General features: G+C 57.3%; 15 protein-coding genes and 1 pseudogene. 11 read left to right on the top strand and 5 right to left on the bottom strand.

Annotated elements, in window-relative coordinates; genetic code table 11:
* Positions 1-357: 357 nt before the first annotated feature.
* On the top strand, positions 358-714 hold the full coding sequence (locus tag J2X71_RS29980; protein WP_310387999.1) for a type II toxin-antitoxin system RelE/ParE family toxin: 357 nt from the start codon (positions 358-360) through the stop codon (positions 712-714).
* Positions 707-1,033 (top strand): helix-turn-helix domain-containing protein, encoded by a 327-nt coding sequence (locus J2X71_RS29975; RefSeq protein ID WP_037103088.1) that lies wholly within the window; start codon positions 707-709, stop codon positions 1,031-1,033. Before J2X71_RS29980 ends, J2X71_RS29975 begins: the two co-directional genes overlap by 8 nt.
* 16 nt (positions 1,034-1,049) lie before the next feature.
* Here the strand turns inward: J2X71_RS29975 and J2X71_RS29970 are convergent, their stop codons facing one another.
* From J2X71_RS29970 to J2X71_RS29960, 3 genes are all read right to left on the bottom strand, one after another.
* Positions 1,050-2,840, bottom strand: coding sequence for a glycoside hydrolase family 15 protein (locus J2X71_RS29970; protein ID WP_310388030.1), 1,791 nt, complete (start codon positions 2,838-2,840; stop codon positions 1,050-1,052).
* Between the two features lie 66 nt (positions 2,841-2,906).
* Positions 2,907-4,748 carry a TPR end-of-group domain-containing protein gene (locus J2X71_RS29965; protein ID WP_310387997.1) on the bottom strand — a complete coding sequence of 614 codons (1,842 nt, stop codon included), beginning with the start codon at positions 4,746-4,748 and terminating at the stop codon, positions 2,907-2,909.
* Positions 4,749-4,916: 168 nt separating this feature from the next.
* Entirely contained in the window at positions 4,917-5,117 is a 201-nt protein-coding gene (locus tag J2X71_RS29960; protein ID WP_113323600.1) for a hypothetical protein, read from the bottom strand.
* Positions 5,118-5,897: 780 nt separating this feature from the next.
* Between J2X71_RS29960 and J2X71_RS29955 the strand changes: the two genes are divergently transcribed.
* The 6 genes from J2X71_RS29955 (at position 5,898) to J2X71_RS29930 (ending at position 13,704) form a co-directional block, all read left to right on the top strand.
* Positions 5,898-6,935, top strand: coding sequence for an MBL fold metallo-hydrolase (locus J2X71_RS29955; RefSeq protein WP_310387994.1), 1,038 nt, complete (start codon positions 5,898-5,900; stop codon positions 6,933-6,935).
* A gap of 107 nt (positions 6,936-7,042) precedes the next feature.
* Positions 7,043-9,448 (top strand): AAA family ATPase, encoded by a 2,406-nt coding sequence (locus J2X71_RS29950; protein ID WP_310387992.1) that lies wholly within the window; start codon positions 7,043-7,045, stop codon positions 9,446-9,448.
* On the top strand, positions 9,445-11,304 hold the full coding sequence (locus tag J2X71_RS29945; protein WP_310387990.1) for a UvrD-helicase domain-containing protein: 1,860 nt from the start codon (positions 9,445-9,447) through the stop codon (positions 11,302-11,304). The genes J2X71_RS29950 and J2X71_RS29945 overlap by 4 nt, the downstream gene beginning before the upstream one ends.
* 43 nt (positions 11,305-11,347) lie before the next feature.
* Positions 11,348-12,247, top strand: coding sequence for a helix-turn-helix domain-containing protein (locus J2X71_RS29940; RefSeq protein WP_310387988.1), 900 nt, complete (start codon positions 11,348-11,350; stop codon positions 12,245-12,247).
* A gap of 182 nt (positions 12,248-12,429) precedes the next feature.
* A complete protein-coding gene (locus J2X71_RS29935) occupies positions 12,430-13,176 on the top strand; it encodes an SDR family oxidoreductase (protein WP_310387987.1) in 747 nt (248 codons plus the stop codon).
* A 150-nt stretch (positions 13,177-13,326) separates the two neighbouring features.
* On the top strand, positions 13,327-13,704 hold the full coding sequence (locus tag J2X71_RS29930; RefSeq protein ID WP_310387985.1) for a hypothetical protein: 378 nt from the start codon (positions 13,327-13,329) through the stop codon (positions 13,702-13,704).
* Between the two features lie 48 nt (positions 13,705-13,752).
* Here the strand turns inward: J2X71_RS29930 and J2X71_RS29925 are convergent, their stop codons facing one another.
* Positions 13,753-14,550 (bottom strand): methyltransferase domain-containing protein, encoded by a 798-nt coding sequence (locus J2X71_RS29925; RefSeq protein WP_310387983.1) that lies wholly within the window; start codon positions 14,548-14,550, stop codon positions 13,753-13,755.
* Between the two features lie 178 nt (positions 14,551-14,728).
* Positions 14,729-14,950 (bottom strand): annotated as a pseudogene (locus J2X71_RS29920) (efflux RND transporter permease subunit); the annotation flags it as partial.
* Between the two features lie 96 nt (positions 14,951-15,046).
* On the opposite strand from J2X71_RS29920, the gene J2X71_RS29915 reads away from it, so the two are divergent.
* The 3 genes from J2X71_RS29915 to J2X71_RS29905 all read left to right on the top strand — a co-directional run bounded on the left by J2X71_RS29915 (position 15,047) and on the right by J2X71_RS29905 (position 17,514).
* On the top strand, positions 15,047-16,051 hold the full coding sequence (locus J2X71_RS29915; RefSeq protein WP_007818444.1) for a hypothetical protein: 1,005 nt from the start codon (positions 15,047-15,049) through the stop codon (positions 16,049-16,051).
* A 381-nt stretch (positions 16,052-16,432) separates the two neighbouring features.
* Positions 16,433-16,813 (top strand): hypothetical protein, encoded by a 381-nt coding sequence (locus tag J2X71_RS29910; protein ID WP_310387980.1) that lies wholly within the window; start codon positions 16,433-16,435, stop codon positions 16,811-16,813.
* Positions 16,814-16,905: 92 nt separating this feature from the next.
* Complete coding sequence (locus tag J2X71_RS29905) at positions 16,906-17,514, top strand: hypothetical protein (RefSeq protein WP_310387978.1); 609 nt, start codon at positions 16,906-16,908, stop codon at positions 17,512-17,514.
* Positions 17,515-17,663: the final 149 nt, after the last annotated feature.

Below are 17,663 nucleotides of genomic sequence, written 5' to 3'. Positions count from 1 at the left end.
TCCCCGGGGCGGCCACCTCGGGGATCATCCATGCTTCCCATCCAGTAAAGCACGAAACCAACAGACAATTCCTGTGCTTGTCACAGGAATCCAGCAGCCGCGTGTCCACGCGGCGGAAGAATCTTGCGACCCAACGGCTTTTGAAAATAGCCTATGCTGGACACGTTTTAAGGAGTCTTCTCGGCTTGCAGACGCAAGCCGGCTGGATTCCTGTGACAAGCACAGGAATGAGGGAGGGTTGGGGTTGGCGTCGGTGCCCAAAGCGAGGTGGAGCGTGCCGTTGCAAAAGCAACTTCCAATTCGAGACAGAACAAACTTGATTTTATATCTTTAAATATATATTTTGCGAGATAACAAATGCCATACAGGGTCCAATTCCATCCCGATTTCATTCCTGAATGGAAAGAGCTCGATATGGGATTGAAGGAGCTGGTCGGTGAAGTGCTGGACCATCTGGAAGATGACGGTCCGTTTCTGGGGCGTCCGGAGGTCGATACGCTCTCGGGTTCTGCTCATGCGAATATGAAAGAGATCAGAGTCCGGTTTGCAAGACAGGTATGGCGATTTGCTTTCGCCTTCGACCCCGCGCAGAGCGCCATCATCCTTTGTGGTGGCGACAAGCAGGGCATGAGCGAGGCACTGTTTTACAGGCAGCTGATCAACAAGGCCGATGCGCGGTTTGCGGCATGGCTGAAGGAAAAGAAAAATGACTGACTGGAAGACATTACGCGAGGAACTTCCCGAAGATGTTCGCGCCCGTCTCGATGCGAAACGTCAGGAACGGCGTTTGGGCAAGGCGCTGGCGGAAGTGCGCAAGGCGATGCAGGCAACGCAGCAGGAAGTCGCCGCGCGTGCCGGCATGACGCAGAATACCGTTTCGAAGATCGAAAGCGCTGACGACGTGCTTCTGTCGTCGATCGTGCGCTACATGCATTCTATCGGTGGAGGCGTCGAGCTTGTCCTGAAAACGCCCGACGGCAAGGCCAGGCGCGTTGATTTCGATCCCGAGATCTATGTGAAGCAGACGGCATAGTCTCGAATCCCCACCATCAAGCCGACCGCTGATCCGCCGGCCCTTCCGCCCGCGCCAGGTTCAGGGCGCTATTGATCAACCCGATATGGCTGAACGCCTGCGGAAAATTCCCGAGCATTCGCTTGGCACCCGGGTCATATTCCTCCGCCAGCAGCCCGACATCGTTGCAGATATCAAGCAGCCGTTCGAACAGGCGCAGCGCATCGTCCCGGCGGCCGATCATGTTGAGGGCGTCGACGAGCCAGAAGCTGCAGGCGAGGAAGGCGCCTTCGCCTGGCGGCAGGCCGTCATCCACCTCCTGCGTCTCGTAGCGCAGCAGCAGGCCATCGCGCAGCAGTTTGCGCTCCACCGCCTCGACGGTCGCGATATAGCGCGGGTCATCGGGCGCAATGAAGCCGACCATGCCGAGATGCAGCAGGCTGGCATCCATCGCCCTGGAGCCGTAGGCCTGGGTAAAGCAGCCGAGCTCGGCATTGAACGCCTTTTCGCAGACCTCGGCATGGATGCGATCGGCGAGCGCGCGCCAGCGGGCGGCGCCTTCGGGCTCGCCGTCGGCCTCGGCAATCTGGACGGCGCGGTCGAAGGCCACCCAGGCCATGACCTTGGAATAGGTGAAATGCTGGCGCTGGCCGCGCACCTCCCATATGCCCTCGTCGGGCTCGACCCAGACCTTTTTCAGAAAGGGCAGAATGGCCTTCGCCAGTTCGCGCTCGCGCGGATGCGACGGCAGGCCGCCCTTGCGGGCCTGCAGCATGGCATCCGCCACCTCGCCATAGACATCGAGCTGCACCTGTTCGGCGGCGGCATTGCCGATGCGCACGGGTGCGGAGCCTTCGTAGCCCTGCAGCCAGGGCACCTGCCATTCCAGCAGGTTGCGCTCGCCGGCGACGCCATACATGATCTGCATCTGTGCCGGCGCGCCAGCGACGGCCCGCAGCAGCCAGCGGCGCCAGGCTTGAGCCTCTTCGTAATAGCCGAGCTTCATCAGGGCGAGCAGGGTCAGCGTCGCGTCGCGCAGCCAGCAATAGCGGTAGTCCCAGTTGCGCGGGCCGCCGATCTTTTCGGGCAGGGAGGTCGTGGCGGCCGCGACGATGCCGCCTGTCGGCATGTAGGTCAGCGCCTTCAGCGTGATGAGGGAGCGCTTCACCTGATCCGTCCACTTGCCCACCTTGGGGCATTTCGCGGCAAAGGATAACCAGAATTCCTCCGTGTCCGGCAGTGCATATTCCACCTGCCGCTGGGCCGGCGGCGGCAGATGCGAGGGGGACCAGGTGAGCGTGAAGATCTGCTGCTCGCCAGCCGCGACCTGGAAGGCGCCGACCGTGCTCAACCCGCGGCCTTCCAGCGGCACGGCGCAGTTCAGCGTCAGCCTATCGGGCCCGGCAATGGCAGTGATGCCTCCATCCTCGCCATGCGTGACCCAGGGAACGGTTCGCCCGTAATCGAAGCGAAGATTGAGCTCCATATCGAAGGCGACGGTGCCGCTTTTGCCCTCGACGATGCGCATCAGATCGCTCGCTCCATCGCGCAGCGGCATGAAGTCGGTGAGAAGGGCGGTGCCGGTCTCGGTCTGAAACTCTGTTTCGAGAATGAGCGTGTCTTCGCGGTAGCGGCGCGAGACGCGGTATTTACCGCCCGCGGGCGAGAGCGACCAGAAGCCATTATCCTCAGTGCCGAGCAGGGCGGCGAAGCAGGCGGGAGAATCGAAGCGCGGAAAGCACAACCAGTCGATCGAGCCGTTTCTGGACACAAGTGCCGCGGTCTCGCAATCTCCGATAAGGGCGTAATCCTCGATAGGTGCCGTCACCATAGCCTCCTGAACATATCAGCTGGGCTTTAGGTAGGGCTCATATGCGGAGGTCAACTGCGTTGATCAGCCGCTCGCCATCACGGCCTCAACCAGCCGCTTGTACCGCGGGTGATCGCGGATCGGGTCGAGGTCCGGGTCGCTGCTCCACCAATAGCGATGCGCGGAGGCACGCGGGATGACCTTTTCCAAGAGATCGAGCGCCGCTTCATGGTCTCCCATGTTCAGATAGGCGCAGGCGATGTTGTACATGGCGTTGAGATCATCGGGGTCGATGGCGAGCGTGCGCGCCGCCCATTCCCTGGCGCGCTCGCGCTCGCCGAGATAGGCCAGCACCAATGCCCCCAGCTGGGCCGGGCTCGAATTCTCCGGATGCAGGCTGAGCTCGCGTTCGGCCCGCTCCAGGCCCAGCCGGCCGGCCCGCTTCATGTCAGCGTCGCGGCCAAGCTTGAGATAGACGCAGGCCAGAAGGGCGGCGGAACGATAGTCGTCGAACCGCAGCTGGGTGGCCCGTTCGAACAGGAGGGCGGCCCTTTCGAAATCGCCATTTTCGAAGAAGAAGCGCGCGAAGAAATAGTTTGCCTCATGCAGATCGGGATCGAGCTTCAGGGCAAGCTCGAATTCGGCGGCGGCCTGTTCGCGCTGTCCGCCATATTGGAGGGCGAGGCCGCGCGAGGCGTGTGCGTCGGCGAGATCGGGATCGAGTTCCAGCGCCCTGGCGCTCGTCGCGAGAATGCCTGCTATCGAGATATCGGCATATTGCCAGGAGCGGAGAACGGAATCGCAGAGCGCGATGCCGGCATAGGCGCGCGCATATTCTGGGTCGATCTCGGCTGCCTTCGCGAACATGCGCCGCGCCAAAAGCATGTAGGATCTTGAGCACATGTGCAGGAATTGCCGGCCCCGGAGGTAATAGGTGTAAGCCTCGACATCTTCCGTCGGCGCGGTGTTGATCGCCGCTTTCTCGCCCGGTAGCAGCCTGACCTTCAGCTGTTCGATAATAGCGTGGGCGATCTCGTCCTGTATGGCGAAGATATCGGTCAGTTCGCGGTCGTAGCGCTCCGCCCAGAGATGGCTGCCATCCCTGCCGTCGACGAGCTGCCCGGTGATGCGGACGCGGGCGCCGGCCTTGCGCACGCTGCCTTCGAGCAGGAAGGCGACGCCGAGTTCGTGGGCCACCTGCTCGATCTTCACGGCCCGGCCCTTATAGGTGAAGCTCGTATTGCGGGCGACGACATGCAGGTCGGAGATTTTCGCGAGGTCGGTGATGATGTCTTCGGTGATGCCGTCGGAGAAATATTCCTGCTCCGGGTCGCCGCTCATGTTGCTGAAGGGCAGGACGGCAATCGATATTTTCTTCAGCGCTCGCGGCTCGGTGCGGGAAGACATGCCCTGATCGAAATTCACGCGGTAGCAGGCGATTGGTTCGGCGATATTCTTGACCCGCTGCTCGCCCATCGGCTCGAAGGCAAAGGCGAGCTTGCCGGAAACCTCCTTCGAAACCTTGCCCGACACGCAGATGCCGCCGGGCTCCGCAAGGGCCTGCAGACGGGCGGCGATATTCACGCCCTCGCCATAACGATCCCCGCCCTCGACGATCACTTCGCCGAGATTGATGCCAATCCGAATTTCCAGCGGGGTGTTTTCGGAAGCGCCGGCATTGCGCCTGATCATGCCGCGCTGCAGGGCGGCGGCGCATTCCACCGCATCGACGACGCTGCCGAATTCGGCCAGCAATCCATCGCCCATCAGCTTGAAGATGCGGCCATTATGTTTGCGGATTTCCGGCTCCAGCAGCTCCTTGTGATCCGCCCTCAGCCGCTGGAACGTGCCGGCCTCATCCTGCTCCATCAGCGCCGAATAACCGGCGACATCGGCGGCGAGAATAGCGGCGAGCTTGCGTTCCATGCCGGTCCCCTCGATGAGCATGCTCTCGAGCGGGAGTGTAGCATAGGCGCAAAAGGCAGTCTGCCCGCTGCAGATATCGTGGACAGGCCCTGACATGACGAAGGCGCCGCCGGCAGCTAGAGGTGGCGCCGCACGGCGCACACCCTCCGCAATGTGCCGTCTCCTGACTTACAGCAACAGGCGCTCCAGACTCCCCTGGTCCTTCACCCCATGCTGATAGAAATGCAGGATCTGGATGGCCAGTTCCTCGCGCTCGTCATTGCTGGCGATATGCCTTGCCATGCAGATATGCTCAAAGACGCGCTGGCAAAGAGCGACATCTTCTTCCTGCATCGGCGTCTGGCTCGCCGACATTTTATCTCTGATCATCGACATTCCCTCAAACGTCCCCCGGGAACGTTCTAGGGCGCAGATTGTGTTCTTCAATAAAAAGGAGATCACGTCATCGTGCAGCCCCCGGTCCGTCCTGGGGATTTCTTCAATGCCTGTTCACGATGTTACGCACGTAATAGCAACATATCGGCGCTTGCGGTATGGAAGGAGAAGGGAGGCCCGATTTAGAGCTGTGGGCAACCCTTCTCCACTGGGTTTGCAGCATCCAGCGTGGAGCATTGTAGGCTGGAATAATGGAACCGCAATTTCACTTTTTAAATCTCGGGGAAATTATTTCAGCTATTGCTTAATAAATGCCCGGCGGTACTTTCCGCCGGGCATTTACGCAATCTTTGCACAGTAAAAACGGCGATTTGTGTGACTTTTTGACTGCTCAAACCGCAACGCCCGTCTGCGATTCGTTTACCTGACCCGGACACCGAGGCGAATATCCGTTTCCCACGATGCGGCAAAGCCGCTCTATTCACGGGACCGGAAGGAGGCCGAAGCCTATATCCGCATCGTGCCGCAGCCGATCTGACCTGAGAGGCAGGGCTGACCTGAAAGGCAGCGACCTGACCTGAGATGCAGGGGCTTACGTAAGGGAAAGGCTACATCGCCTTACGGCAGCTAGTAATATTAGGCGAGGGGCGGGCCATGCGGTTCGTCCCTGTCGCTCCTTCCGCTTTTTCCGGCGCAATATTATGATCTGCTGATAGGTCCGATGCAGTTCGCAGCCCAGGTCCGGGACGACCAAGCCAGCAACGGAGTGGACAGATGATTTTCAGACAGCTTTTCGACAGTGTTTCCGGCACCTACACCTATCTCATCGCCTCCAGGCGCGGCGGCGAGGCGCTGATCATCGATCCCGTGCTGGAAAAGGTGGACCGCTACATGCAGCTCATTCGCGAGCTGGACCTGAAGCTGGTCAAGGCGGTGGATACCCACCTGCATGCCGACCACATTACCGGCCTCGGCGCGCTGCGCGACCAGACGCATTGCATCACAGTGATGGGCGAGCAAACCAAGGCGGATGTCGTGGCCATGCGGGTTTCCGAAGGCGACCGCGTCGGCATCGAGGGCCTCAGCCTCGACGTGCTCTATACGCCCGGCCATACGGACGATTCCTATTCCTACCTGATGGGCGACCGCATCTTCACCGGCGACACGCTGCTCATCCGCGGCACGGGGCGCACCGATTTCCAGAACGGCGATCCCCGCGCCCAATATGACTCGATCTTCAATAAGCTGCTCCGCCTGCCGGAGGAAACGCTGCTCTTCCCCGCCCATGACTACAAGGGCGACACGGTCTCCACCATCGGCGAGGAAAAACGCTTCAACCCGCGCCTGCAGGTGAAATCGGTCGAGGAATATGCCGAGCTGATGAACAACCTGCACCTGCCCAACCCCAAGATGATGGACGTCGCCGTCCCCGCCAACATCCACATCGGCCTCCACCAGGACGAAATCGCCCGCAAGGGCTGGGCGGTATCTGCGAAGGACGCGCTTGTTCTCCGCGGGCGGCCTGATGTCGTTATCGTTGACCTGCGCGAGAGGAGCGAGCGGGAGCGGCATGGGGTGATACCGGGCGCGCTGCATGCGCCCTATGCGGATCTGCAGGAGAACCTGTCAGCCGGCGGGATGCTGCATGAGCTGGCGGTGGCGACGGGGAAGAGGGTGGTGTTTTACTGTGCGTTTGGGGAGAGGTCGGCGATGGCTGTGCAGGCGGCGCAGGATGCCGGGGTGGGGAGTGCGTGCCATATTGAGGGTGGGATTGATGCCTGGAAGAAGGCTGGGGGTGCGGTGGGGGAGTGAGGTATTTTGGTATGATGCACCTTAGTGCATCATACACGAAGCGACTTCTACTTTTGGTTGATTGGAATCAAAATTGATCCTAGATTCAGTGCCAAACTGGAGGGGTCATGCTTATAAGTCAGATTGAATTGGGCAATTTTCGTAAATTGGAAGCGGTCCGGATCGACCTATCTCAGGAAAAAACGGTATTCGTAGGAGCGAATCACAGCGGCAAAACATCTGCAATGACTGCCTTAAGGCGTTTTTTGGTGGAGCCGCGTGAATTTGTCATTACCGACTTCACACTTTCAAACTGGAATAAATTGAATGCCTTCGGTGATGCGTGGCAGGCCGGGCTTGATAGCCCTTACCAAACTGATCCATCGGCACAAAATCTGACGGCGGAGATCGTCGTCACTGACGCACTTCCCGTGGCTGTTGCCCCGGTTTGGAGCGCGATAGAAACGGGTGCAGATCCCCTTGCCACATCGGACGCCCACGTTCCAAAGCCGACGCCTCGTTTCTCCGAACTGCTGCCTCACCTGGATGTGTGGTTGGATGTGGACGACGGAGAGATGCACTACGTAAGGCCTTTAATACCGACCCTCGATTGGGAGGATGGGCTGCTTGGCGTACGCTTGATATTTGAGCCTGTAGATATCCAAGCCATCCAAAGCGAATATTGCCGCCTGCGAGCGAAGAACGCCGAAACCATAAAGTTAGCATCCGAAAAAGGAGAAAAGGTCGAAGTTGAACTTTGGCCAAGTAGCCTCGTGGATTTCCTCGAACGCCGGCTACAAAGGTTTTTCAAAGTAAAAGCGTACCTTCTTGATCCTACAAAACTTACAGATCCGGCCGATGGTATTGCGTCGCCACAAATCCTAGATGAAGGCGCTGAACCGCTAGGAGAAAATCCACTAGACGGGCTCATCCGAGTGAATGAGATAAATGCGCAACGGGGTCTTGGGCAACAAGTTGCAAGTCGTATCGGAAGGGAGGATGGCTCAGATTCGGTAGAGTCACGTGGAGGTAGGAAGCTCTCGGCTCAGCTGAGAAGTTACTACGACAAACATTTGGATCCAACTGACGTGCCCGAGGTTGACGACCTTAAGGCCCTTCAAGCGCTCAGTAATGCACGCAACGCCTTCGATGAACGTTTAACCAGCTGTTTTTCGGGCGCTCTTAAAGAGCTGGAGCATCTAGGCTATCCCGGTATCACAGACCCAAAGCTAACTATCGCGACCAATATCCGACTGCAGGATGGCTTAAATCACTCATCCGCCGTCCAATATCATGTTCCATCGGCGACGACTAACGGTCCTCAGCGATTGCCCGAGGATTCTAACGGATTGGGATACCAAAACTTGGTATCCATGGTGTTTGCTCTCATGAGTTTTCGGGACGGTTGGATGAAGGTTGGTAAGGCCGGCTTGGCGCCGCCAAGTGCAACATCGTTCACAGCACCTCTCCACCTAGTTCTGATAGAGGAGCCCGAGGCGCACCTTCATGCTCAAGTCCAACAAGTATTTATGAAGCATGCCTATGATGTGCTGAGAAATCATAGAGCTCTAAAAGATTGCAGCAGACTAAAATCCCAACTGATCGTAAGCACTCATTCAAGCCACATCGCTCACTCTAGCGACTTTGGATCTCTGCGCTACTTTCGGCGCGTCGCGGCGTCGCGGAAAAAAGAAGTGCCGACGGCGCGAGTGGTAAACTTAAAGAGCGTATTCGGAGAAGGCGATCAGACTGGGAGATTTGTAACACGTTATCTCAAAGCAACACATTGCGACCTGTTTTTCGCCGATGGCGCGGTGCTGATCGAGGGATCGGCGGAGCGAATTTTAGTTCCACACTTCGTCGAGTCGAGGACCGAATTCGAGTACTTGAAACGATGCTATATTTCCTGGTTGGAAATAGGCGGTAGTCACGCTCATCGTCTCAAGCAACTCGTCGAGGTGTTGGGCTTAACTACTCTCGTGATTACGGATTTGGACGCAAAAGATGCATCCACGGGCCATGCCGTCTCGCCTCGACGAAATGCGAGCCAAGAAGCTAGAAACGAAACGTTGAGAGCATGGGTCCCGGCAGAGAAAAGCCTCGATAAGTTGATTGACTTGGACGAAGACCTGAAGATCAAATTATATCCCAACGATTTTGCTGTACGCTCCGCCTATCAAACACCGGTACAGATCTCTTTCAAGGACGAGAAGGCTGAAGCAATATCCTACACCTTTGAAGATGCGATCTTCTTCAAAAATACCAAATTTTTCTCTGACTATAGCGGAACCGGTCTTGGAGCGATTTATAAGAAGTCACTTGAGCAAGCCGTTGATATTCCAGACTTGATAAAGAGAGTTCGCGAGGCGATCGGAAGTGCCGAAAAAGCGGCGTTTGCATTGGACCTTTTGTATAGCGATGACCTGGATAAATTGGAGGTACCAAATTATATCTCCAGTGGGCTGAAATGGTTTATCTCGCAACTCCGAGTGTCGGAGGAAATACACGCTCCTAAGGGCGGTGAAGCGAGATGATCGATACCGTCGGAAATGTTGATGAAATAGACAAGCACGTCGATGACGAGATCGCGGCTTGTCTAAATCTCAGAAAACCCCGTAGCTTTTTTCTTTTTGCAGGTGCTGGCTCTGGGAAGACCCGTTCGCTTGTTGAAGCGTTGAAGCACATTGGCAAAACCTCTGGAGAAGAGCTGAGGCTTCACGACAAACACGTTGCTGTTGTTACCTATACAAAAAAAGCGCGCGACGAAATTATAAGCCGAACGCAATTTGATCCTTTGTTCGAGGTGTCAACAATTCACGCGTTTGCGTGGTCGATTATTCGCGGCTTCAATCACGATATTCGAGAGTGGTTGAGAGAGAATCTGACTAGCGATATTGCCGACCTGCGGCAAAAGGAAAACAAGGGAAGGAAAGGTACAAAAGCGTCGGCCGAAAGGCTGGCTGATATTGAAGCAAAGTCTCGTCGTCTTGCCCAACTCGATGCAGTGAGTTCATTTGTTTACAATCCCGATGGTGAAAACCGAGGCAAAGGCTCTCTCAACCATTCGGACGTGCTGAAAATGAGTGGAGCTTTTTTGCGCGACAAGAAGGTTCTCCAGCGCGTTGTGCGAGATGGCTATCCTTTTATTCTGATCGACGAGAGTCAGGATACCAACAAGAATATCGTAGAGGCCATGTTTGCGTTCCAGGCCCAAAATCGGGGCGCGGTCGCTTTAGGATTGTTTGGCGACATGATGCAGCGCATTTATCCAGACGGTGTGGCTAACTTAGGTAGCAATCTGCCGCCAGACTGGGCCACACCCGTGAAGAAGCTGAATTTTCGCTGCCCCAAGCGCATCATTACCCTGCTAAATAAAATTCGGGAGGCCACTGACAACCAAAAACAGGTCCCCAAAAGCACCGCAACCGAAGGCACTATTCGCATGTTCATCATGCCTTCCAGCATGGAGGGCAAGCCTTCCGCTGAATTGGATATTGCGAAGAAAATGGCGACGATTACGGGGGATCAGAAGTGGGGAGCGCCTGATCAGACAAAGTGCCTAATCTTGGAGCACAAAATGGCAGCAAAGCGTCTGGGGTTCTTGGAGATGTTTTCGCCGCTTTACGCCTTCGACCCGTTCCGAACTGGCCTTCGTGATGGAAACTTGCCATGTGTTGCATTCTTTGCGACGAGCGTCGCTCCCCTGATCGAAGCTAGAGATGACAAGTTTGCTATCATGAGGGTTCTCAACAAATTCTCTCCGCTTTTGTCTCCTGAAACTCTGAGAGAAGCTAACGATCAGAAAGCTCATTTAAAGAAACTGCAGAACGCCGTGGAATCTCTGTTCAAGCTATTTGCAAGTGGTTCCGCTCCAACTTTTCTTACAGTCCTTCAAGAGATCAACAAGAGTCGTCTCTTCAGTATTCCGGATGTGTTGCGGCCAGCTCTCGCTGGAGCTCAATTCGCCGAGATTGACGAAACTGCATTGGATTGGGAGGAAGGCTTGCCGGAAGAGCGGTCTCAACGCGATGTTGCTGTCGCAAGTTTCCTTGCTGCGCCTTTTAGCCAGATTTGGCTGTATCAGAAGTATGTCCAAGGATTAGCACAGTTTGATACCCATCAAGGTGTTAAGGGACTGGAGTTTCCACGTGTGATGGTGGTCATGGATGACAGCGAAGCTGGTGGGTTTTCGTTCAAATATGACAAGCTGTTTACCGCTGGCTCTGAAGATGACGCAATCACTGCTAACACACGGCGACTATTTTATGTGACATGCAGCCGAGCGGAACACTCTCTATGTCTTGTGGCTTATTCGGCTGATCCCCAATCAGTGAAAAATCATGTAGTCAGCCAAGGTTGGTTCGAGGACGATGAAGTACTAGTTCTTTAGTGGCTTCTGCCGCTAACTCCCGGTTAGCTCACCACCATTCACCATGCCCGATAAATCCACCCCCGAAGCACTGAGCCAGCGTATCCACGCCCGCCTTCTCGCCCGGAGCCACGGCCCGGCGTGGAGCACCATTTCCGTCCATCTGCTCTCCCATCAACCGCTGGAAACCAATCTCCTCGTGCCCGCCGTCGCCGAGCCTCTGGTAGTCTGGATCGTCTCCGGTTCCGCTCGCATCGAGGAGCGCGATATCGGCGGGGAGTGGATGTCGGTGGAGGTCTCGGCGGGGGATTTTTATCTGACGCAGAGTGAGACGCCCTATGAGATGCGGTGGGAGACGAGCGAGGGCGAGCCGCTTTGCGTCATGCATCTCTATCTCGGGCTGCCGATCTACCAGCAGGCGATATCTGAGGTTTTCGGCACTGAGGGCGGCGAGGGGTTTCGGCTGGCGGATGTTTCGGGGGAGCGGGACGAGGCGATTTCGGGGCTGATGGGGATGATCCTGAAAGAGTTGACGGGCGCGGCCGCGCCCAGCGAAATGGTCGTGCAGGGCATTGCGCAGGCGCTCGCCGTCCATCTCGTGCGGCAGTATGGCAGGCGGGATAGCACCTTGCCCGCCCGGCGCGGGGCGCTGCCGGCCTTCAAGCTGCAGAAGGTGGTGCGGATGATGGAGGAGGGGCTCGATCAGGCTTTCAATCTCGAAAGCCTGGCGGCCGAGGCCGAGCTCAGCGCCTTTCATTTTTCCCGCGTCTTCAAGCAATCGACCGGCACGTCGCCATCGGATTATTTCATTCAGCTGAAGATGGCCGAGGCGCGCCGGCTGCTGCGTGAGACGGATAAGAGCATCATCCAGATCGCGCTCGATCTCGGCTATTCCAGCCCCAGCCATTTCGCGCAGGTGTTCCGGCGGGCGGTCGGTGTCAGCCCGCGTGAATATCGCGGGTAGCGCTTTTGTCCTGCGCATTTCCGGGCGCAAAACCGCTGCGCACTTTTGCTGAAATTGCTCTTGTTCGCAGCAAATCCCCGATAGTTGCAGCAAGCGGCCGAGCGAAAGCGGGCGCCGGATTTTCTAGTTTGTTCCCATCGCAACCGACCGTCGCAGCGACGGCAACGAAAGGGAATGAAACAATGTCAATCCAGGGAAAAGTCGCTCTCATCACGGGTGCATCCAGCGGCATCGGCGCTGCCACGGCGCTGAAGCTTGCCGCCAATGGCGCGAAGGTCGGCCTTGCCGCACGCCGTGCCGATCGGCTGGCGCAGCTGGTCTCCGAGATCGAGAAAGCCGGCGGTCAGGCCATCGCACTGGAGATGGATGTCGTCGACAACGCCTCCGTCACTGCGGGTGTTGCAAAGCTCGTCGAGGCATTCGGCACGGTCGATATCCTCTTCAACAATGCCGGCCTCATGCCGCTTTCCGATATCGACATGCTGAAGACGGATGAGTGGCACCGGATGGTGGACGTCAATATCAAGGGCGTGCTCAACACGACCGCCGCCGTGCTGCCGCACATGATCGGCCGGAAATCCGGCCATATCGTCAATACCTCGTCGATTGCCGGCCGCAAGGTCTTTGCGGGCCTGTCGGTCTATTGCGCGACGAAACATGCGATCACGGCGCTGTCTGACGGCATGCGCATCGAGCTTTCGAAGAAGCACAATATCCGGGTGACCTGCGTGCAGCCGGGTGCTGTCGAGACCGAGCTCTACGACCAGATCTCGGACCCGGCGGCGCGCCAGCAGATGGATGATCTGAAGACGCAAATGGAGTTTCTGAAGGCCGAGGACATTGCCGAGACGGTGCTGTTTGCGCTGCAGTCGCCGCGGCATATGGATATTGCCGAGGTGTTTGTGATGCCGACGCAGCAGGCTTGGTGAGGTTCAACCGTATTCCGAACCCTCTCACAAAGTCGATGTCGCGGGTGTGCGGCATCGGCTGTGGATGGCCGTGTATTGCGGATATTATTCTCGTAATATTTGTAGGAAATATTGTACGCCTTTACTCTACCTTCTGGGAGATTGAACTGAATGAGGACGACTCTACTTCTCTGTGCCGCCGCGATAACACTGGCCGGCTGCCAGACTCCGGCACCACAATCTGTTTTGGATTCGCAGCGTCCTCCGCCCAACTCGGTTAAACGCGAGTATGTGGACGCCCTGCGCGGAACCATCAAACCGGGGATTTTCGAGAAGGCCGAGATTTCGAGCGTGGTACTGCTCGATCCTGAAAAGCAGATCTACGCTTATTGCACGCGGACGGCGGAACATGCCTACCCGAACTGGTCTTATTTCGACCTTACGTTAAAACAGAACATGATCATGGGTGTCTCCAAGAATGACTACCGCTGCCGCGACAAGCGGCTACGTTACTATGATTTTCCTGAACTGCGGAACATGACATACTGACGGAGCCGGGTTCAGCCACCAATACGGGCAGGCGGCGCTAAGCTCTTCTTACGCGCTGCCTCGCACCGCCCAGGCCACGCTCTCGAACCCGCGCGGCCCATCCTCTGACCTGTCATCGAGATAGGCTGCCTTCAGCGCCTCCCGCAGCCGCTCGCGTCTTGCCTCCGGCAATGCCTCGAAGAAGGCCGAAAACCGTCCCTGTCCATAGACTTTCGGCAGGTAGAAATCGTCGAAATCGGCGTAGTTCATCGTGATCGTCAGCCTTGTCTCGGTGACATCGGCAAAGCCTGCGCTTTCAAACAGCGCCCGCAATTCACCCTCTGCCGTCATCGGCCGCGGGCCTGATGGAATGCCGTTGCCTTCGGCTTCGGGTTCGACGGCGCGGATCGTGTTCCAGAAGAGGCGCCAGCTCGGCATGCCGTCATGGGACCAGACGGCGGCGGCAGCGGTGGCGCCCGGCTTGAGGACGCGGCGCATTTCGGTGATGGCCTTGTCGGCGTCCGAGACGAAATGCAGGACGAGCAGGGAATAGACGGCGTCGAAGCTCTTGTCGTCATAGGGCAGGGCGCAGACGTCGCCCTGGCGGGCCGATATCCTCGGGTCATTCGTGCGGGCGCTGAGGGCCGCGACGAAGTTTTCCTCGAAATCCAGGGCTTCGATGGTGGTCAGGTCAGGATGGGCTGCGAGCGCCAGCGTCAGGCTGCCGGTGCCGCAGCCGGCGTCGAGGACGCGGCCGTGCGAGGGCACGCCGGCGAAGGCGAGGAAGGGGTCTGCGAGCTTGCGGCTCCAACGGCCCATGCTGGCTTCATAGGCGTCGGCGCCCTTGGCGATGAAGGTGGATGGCATCGGCTTCCCTGGTTGCTGCGGTTTCGGGCGGTGAGAGGCTGACAGCAGATATAGGACCGGGTGGCGGGGGCGTCTATTGCTGGGGCATCGCTGTTGTGTCGTGCTCGTTTTCACCCACCAAAAAACAAAAACTCCCGGGCTCTTTCGAAGGCCGGGAGGTAGCGCACCGGTCACCGGGTCAGGGGTGGGTGGCCGGGGCGGTTGGCGGGGTTTCTTGCTGCGGGGTTTCCTCGTCGAGGACAGGGCGTTTCGTGCGCATCAGCTTCAGCACGCAGACGAAGAAGGCCGGTACGAAGATGGCGAGCACTGTCGCGGAGATCATGTCGCCCAGCAGGCCGGTGGCGATGGCGTTCTGGCTTGCCGCACTCGGGCCGGTCGCGATCGCCAACGGCACGGCGCCTCTATTTCTTGTCTGAACTTCGCAACCCAGCGCTGTGGAAAAGCTTGACCTATTCCTCTCTGGTGCTAAGCACCAGATCAGCATTTGGGGGATTTGATGTTTAGAATTTTTGCACTTGTGTTTGTTGGCTTTAGCCTGTTCACCGCGCCGGTCGATGCGGAGGATTTTTCGCAACGTCAGCAGGCCATATTCAAGACGGCGGCGGCCGTAGATGGCTATCTGACCGAGAAGTTGCACGCGGAATTTTGGGGGGCGGTGAAAGCGAGCCCGGATTACTATCCCGGCATGGAGCAGGATATTTCCGCCACGATTGGCCCGATGATACTGGATGGTCTCGATTTCCAGAGGGAGGCTTGGGCATCCGTTGAACGGAGCTATGCGGCGCGGGCAGTCGTGAAAACCGATGGGTTTGTCTCGGCTAGAAAGAAGATTGAAAATAACCCGAACCCGGCCGTGCGGGCCGCCAGCATCCCCCGTCTGCAAAATGCAGATACGATTCTTCAGGCCGCTGCCGAGAGAACGTCCTATTCATCGGGGGATACGAATGTGTTTATCACCCCGGAGTTGATCCAGCAGGTCAAGACCGGCATCGATGCATCGTTTTTCCGGATACAATTGCTGGCAAATCCGACATGGAGCGGCAAACCGCAAGAATGGCAGCTCAAGGAAGCCGGGTTGCGCGTGATGTCATTGTTGCCATTCGTCTATGAGCAGCAGGATCTGGCCGCTGACAATGGGGCTGCAGCTAAAGTGGCGTCCTATTCCGTGAATCTGGATGGTCAGAATTTCCTGACCCTTGCGAGCATCAAGGGTGCCGTAAAAGTCGATAGTGACGCCGGGTTGGCGCAAATTGCCCGTGGCACACTGACAGGCGCGGGAATATCTGCGCCGTCGGTGGTTTCAATGAAGTTTCGCGGAGAAGCTTCCGCCGTTGCAACTGGTCAGACGCAAACTTCAGATGGTCCGATATATGGGAGCGTAAGAGCCGTGCGGCCGTCTGCAAGGGAGGATGTCATCGTGCTTTTCTCTATCTCCGGCACAAGTCAGGTCGATGCGGATAGTAACCGACAGGGACTGGAGCTTTCCACGATGATCGATTGACCGACGGCCGCTGAATTTTAGCGCGAGGAGACAGTCGATAGCGCCGATATCAAAATGCATCAGCAGGTATTTTGAATGTCTCTCTATAAATTCCTGGCCGCTTTCTGTGCGGTCGTTGCGTTGCCGGCCGCTACATTCGCCATGAATTCGGCACAGCTCACATCTGCGCTTCAACGGTTTGACGACGGCAACGGCGCCCAGCAGATCGCAAGGCTGGATGCGCGGATCAGAGCCGAAGATGGGCCTCTGCTTTCGGAGATCGCGGATCTGGCTCAACACAAGGGGAATGTTGCAATGACGTGTGTTCTGGATATTGTTCTCGTAAAGTTTGCATGAAGTATTGTCTGTTTCGTGCATTGCGTGTTTGGGGGACTAAGCTGAATGAGGACGACCGTACTTCTCTGTACCGCGGTAATGACACTGGCGGGCTGCCAAAAAACTCCGGCACCGCAATCCGTTGCGGATTCTCAGCGTCCTCCGTCGAGCGCATTGCGGCACATGAACATTGATATTCTGCGCGGACGGATCAAGGCGGGGGATTTCCTCAAGGCCGAGATTTCAAGCGTGGTTCTCCTCAGACCGAACGAGAAGATCTATGCCTATTGCGTGCGCACGATGGAGCGTGCGGTCCCCGGCTGGTCGTATCTCGGGATCGCCCTGAAAAATGATAGGATCATCGACTCCACAGAGGACGACTACCGCTGCCACGACAAGCGGTTGCGTTACTACAATTTTCCTGAACTGCTGACGATGACGTACTGACAAGAGAGGCGCCGCGCCCGTTTTGTGGGCCAATTTACTGTGGTGGAGGTCATCGTCGTGGGTGGCGATTGCGGGCATACAAACGGGACACAATGATTGAGGTCTCCTTGCCATGGACGATCGGGCCTGTTCCCCTGGGCCTTACGATCGCTGCGGCTTATGGCGTGTTCATCGCTTTTGTCAGACGCGAAGGTTTTTCCTTTGTCTTCGTTATTTCCGCCTTGGGACTGGTGTCGGGCGTTGCGGCCTTCGCGGTTCATCTTTGGCGACCGTCTGTCGACCACATGACGATTTTGCTGACGGGGCAAGTGGTTTGCACCGGCGTCGTCTTCCTCTTGTGCTGGCTATCGTGGGTTGCTCGGAAGCCGGAAGGGAAGCCTCAAAAGTTGGTATCGGACGTGGCGCCAATCAAGGGACTATTGGCTAGCCTTGCATTTCCGCTTGTCATTAACGTGCTTTTCTACCTTTGGCCCATAACATCGAACTATTGCGCCAAACTCGCTTATGGCAACGCTTACAGCGGGGCAAAATGCCGGGCTCAGGAGAATTTCTGGGGGCTTCACGATCTTCCGCTGGAGATTTATTTTGGCGTTCTTTTCGGTGTGTTTGGGCTCGTGATGTTCATTGTCATCGTATTTAGGCTCTGCCTGAACTTCTTCAGCCCGGAGCGGGACGAAGCGGCGCCAACGGCTGAGGATTGAGTCGACAAGTGAAGACTGACTGACCGGAAAGGCTCTGGGAGCGGGTTTGCCGACTTCTACCCCTTGCACGGAGCCATCAAGCGATGCCCCGCACCGCCCTTGGTTGGTGGCATAAGCTGATGAGGACTGCGGCTCCGATTATTATTCCG

This window comes from Rhizobium sp. 1399, assembly GCF_031455475.1.
Taxonomy (GTDB): domain Bacteria; phylum Pseudomonadota; class Alphaproteobacteria; order Rhizobiales; family Rhizobiaceae; genus Rhizobium.
The sequence above is the reverse complement of the archived record's forward strand: the minus strand, read 5'-3'. Positions and strand labels throughout refer to the sequence as shown.

Bases quoted from the DNA above. Each gene is read 5' to 3' on its own strand.
- J2X71_RS29935 (WP_310387987.1), top strand. From the start codon at position 12,430: ATGTCAATCCAGGGAAAAGTCGCTCTCATCACGGGTGCATCCAGCGGC.
- J2X71_RS29950 (WP_310387992.1), top strand. From the start codon at position 7,043: ATGCTTATAAGTCAGATTGAATTGGGCAATTTTCGTAAATTGGAAGCG.
- J2X71_RS29975 (WP_037103088.1), top strand. From the start codon at position 707: ATGACTGACTGGAAGACATTACGCGAGGAACTTCCCGAAGATGTTCGC.
- J2X71_RS29955 (WP_310387994.1), top strand. From the start codon at position 5,898: ATGATTTTCAGACAGCTTTTCGACAGTGTTTCCGGCACCTACACCTAT.
- J2X71_RS29965 (WP_310387997.1), bottom strand. From the start codon at position 4,748: ATGGAACGCAAGCTCGCCGCTATTCTCGCCGCCGATGTCGCCGGTTAT.
- J2X71_RS29905 (WP_310387978.1), top strand. From the start codon at position 16,906: ATGATTGAGGTCTCCTTGCCATGGACGATCGGGCCTGTTCCCCTGGGC.
- J2X71_RS29960 (WP_113323600.1), bottom strand. From the start codon at position 5,117: ATGATCAGAGATAAAATGTCGGCGAGCCAGACGCCGATGCAGGAAGAA.
- J2X71_RS29925 (WP_310387983.1), bottom strand. From the start codon at position 14,550: ATGCCATCCACCTTCATCGCCAAGGGCGCCGACGCCTATGAAGCCAGC.
- J2X71_RS29940 (WP_310387988.1), top strand. From the start codon at position 11,348: ATGCCCGATAAATCCACCCCCGAAGCACTGAGCCAGCGTATCCACGCC.
- J2X71_RS29910 (WP_310387980.1), top strand. From the start codon at position 16,433: ATGAGGACGACCGTACTTCTCTGTACCGCGGTAATGACACTGGCGGGC.
- J2X71_RS29930 (WP_310387985.1), top strand. From the start codon at position 13,327: ATGAGGACGACTCTACTTCTCTGTGCCGCCGCGATAACACTGGCCGGC.
- J2X71_RS29945 (WP_310387990.1), top strand. From the start codon at position 9,445: ATGATCGATACCGTCGGAAATGTTGATGAAATAGACAAGCACGTCGAT.
- J2X71_RS29915 (WP_007818444.1), top strand. From the start codon at position 15,047: ATGTTTAGAATTTTTGCACTTGTGTTTGTTGGCTTTAGCCTGTTCACC.
- J2X71_RS29980 (WP_310387999.1), top strand. From the start codon at position 358: ATGCCATACAGGGTCCAATTCCATCCCGATTTCATTCCTGAATGGAAA.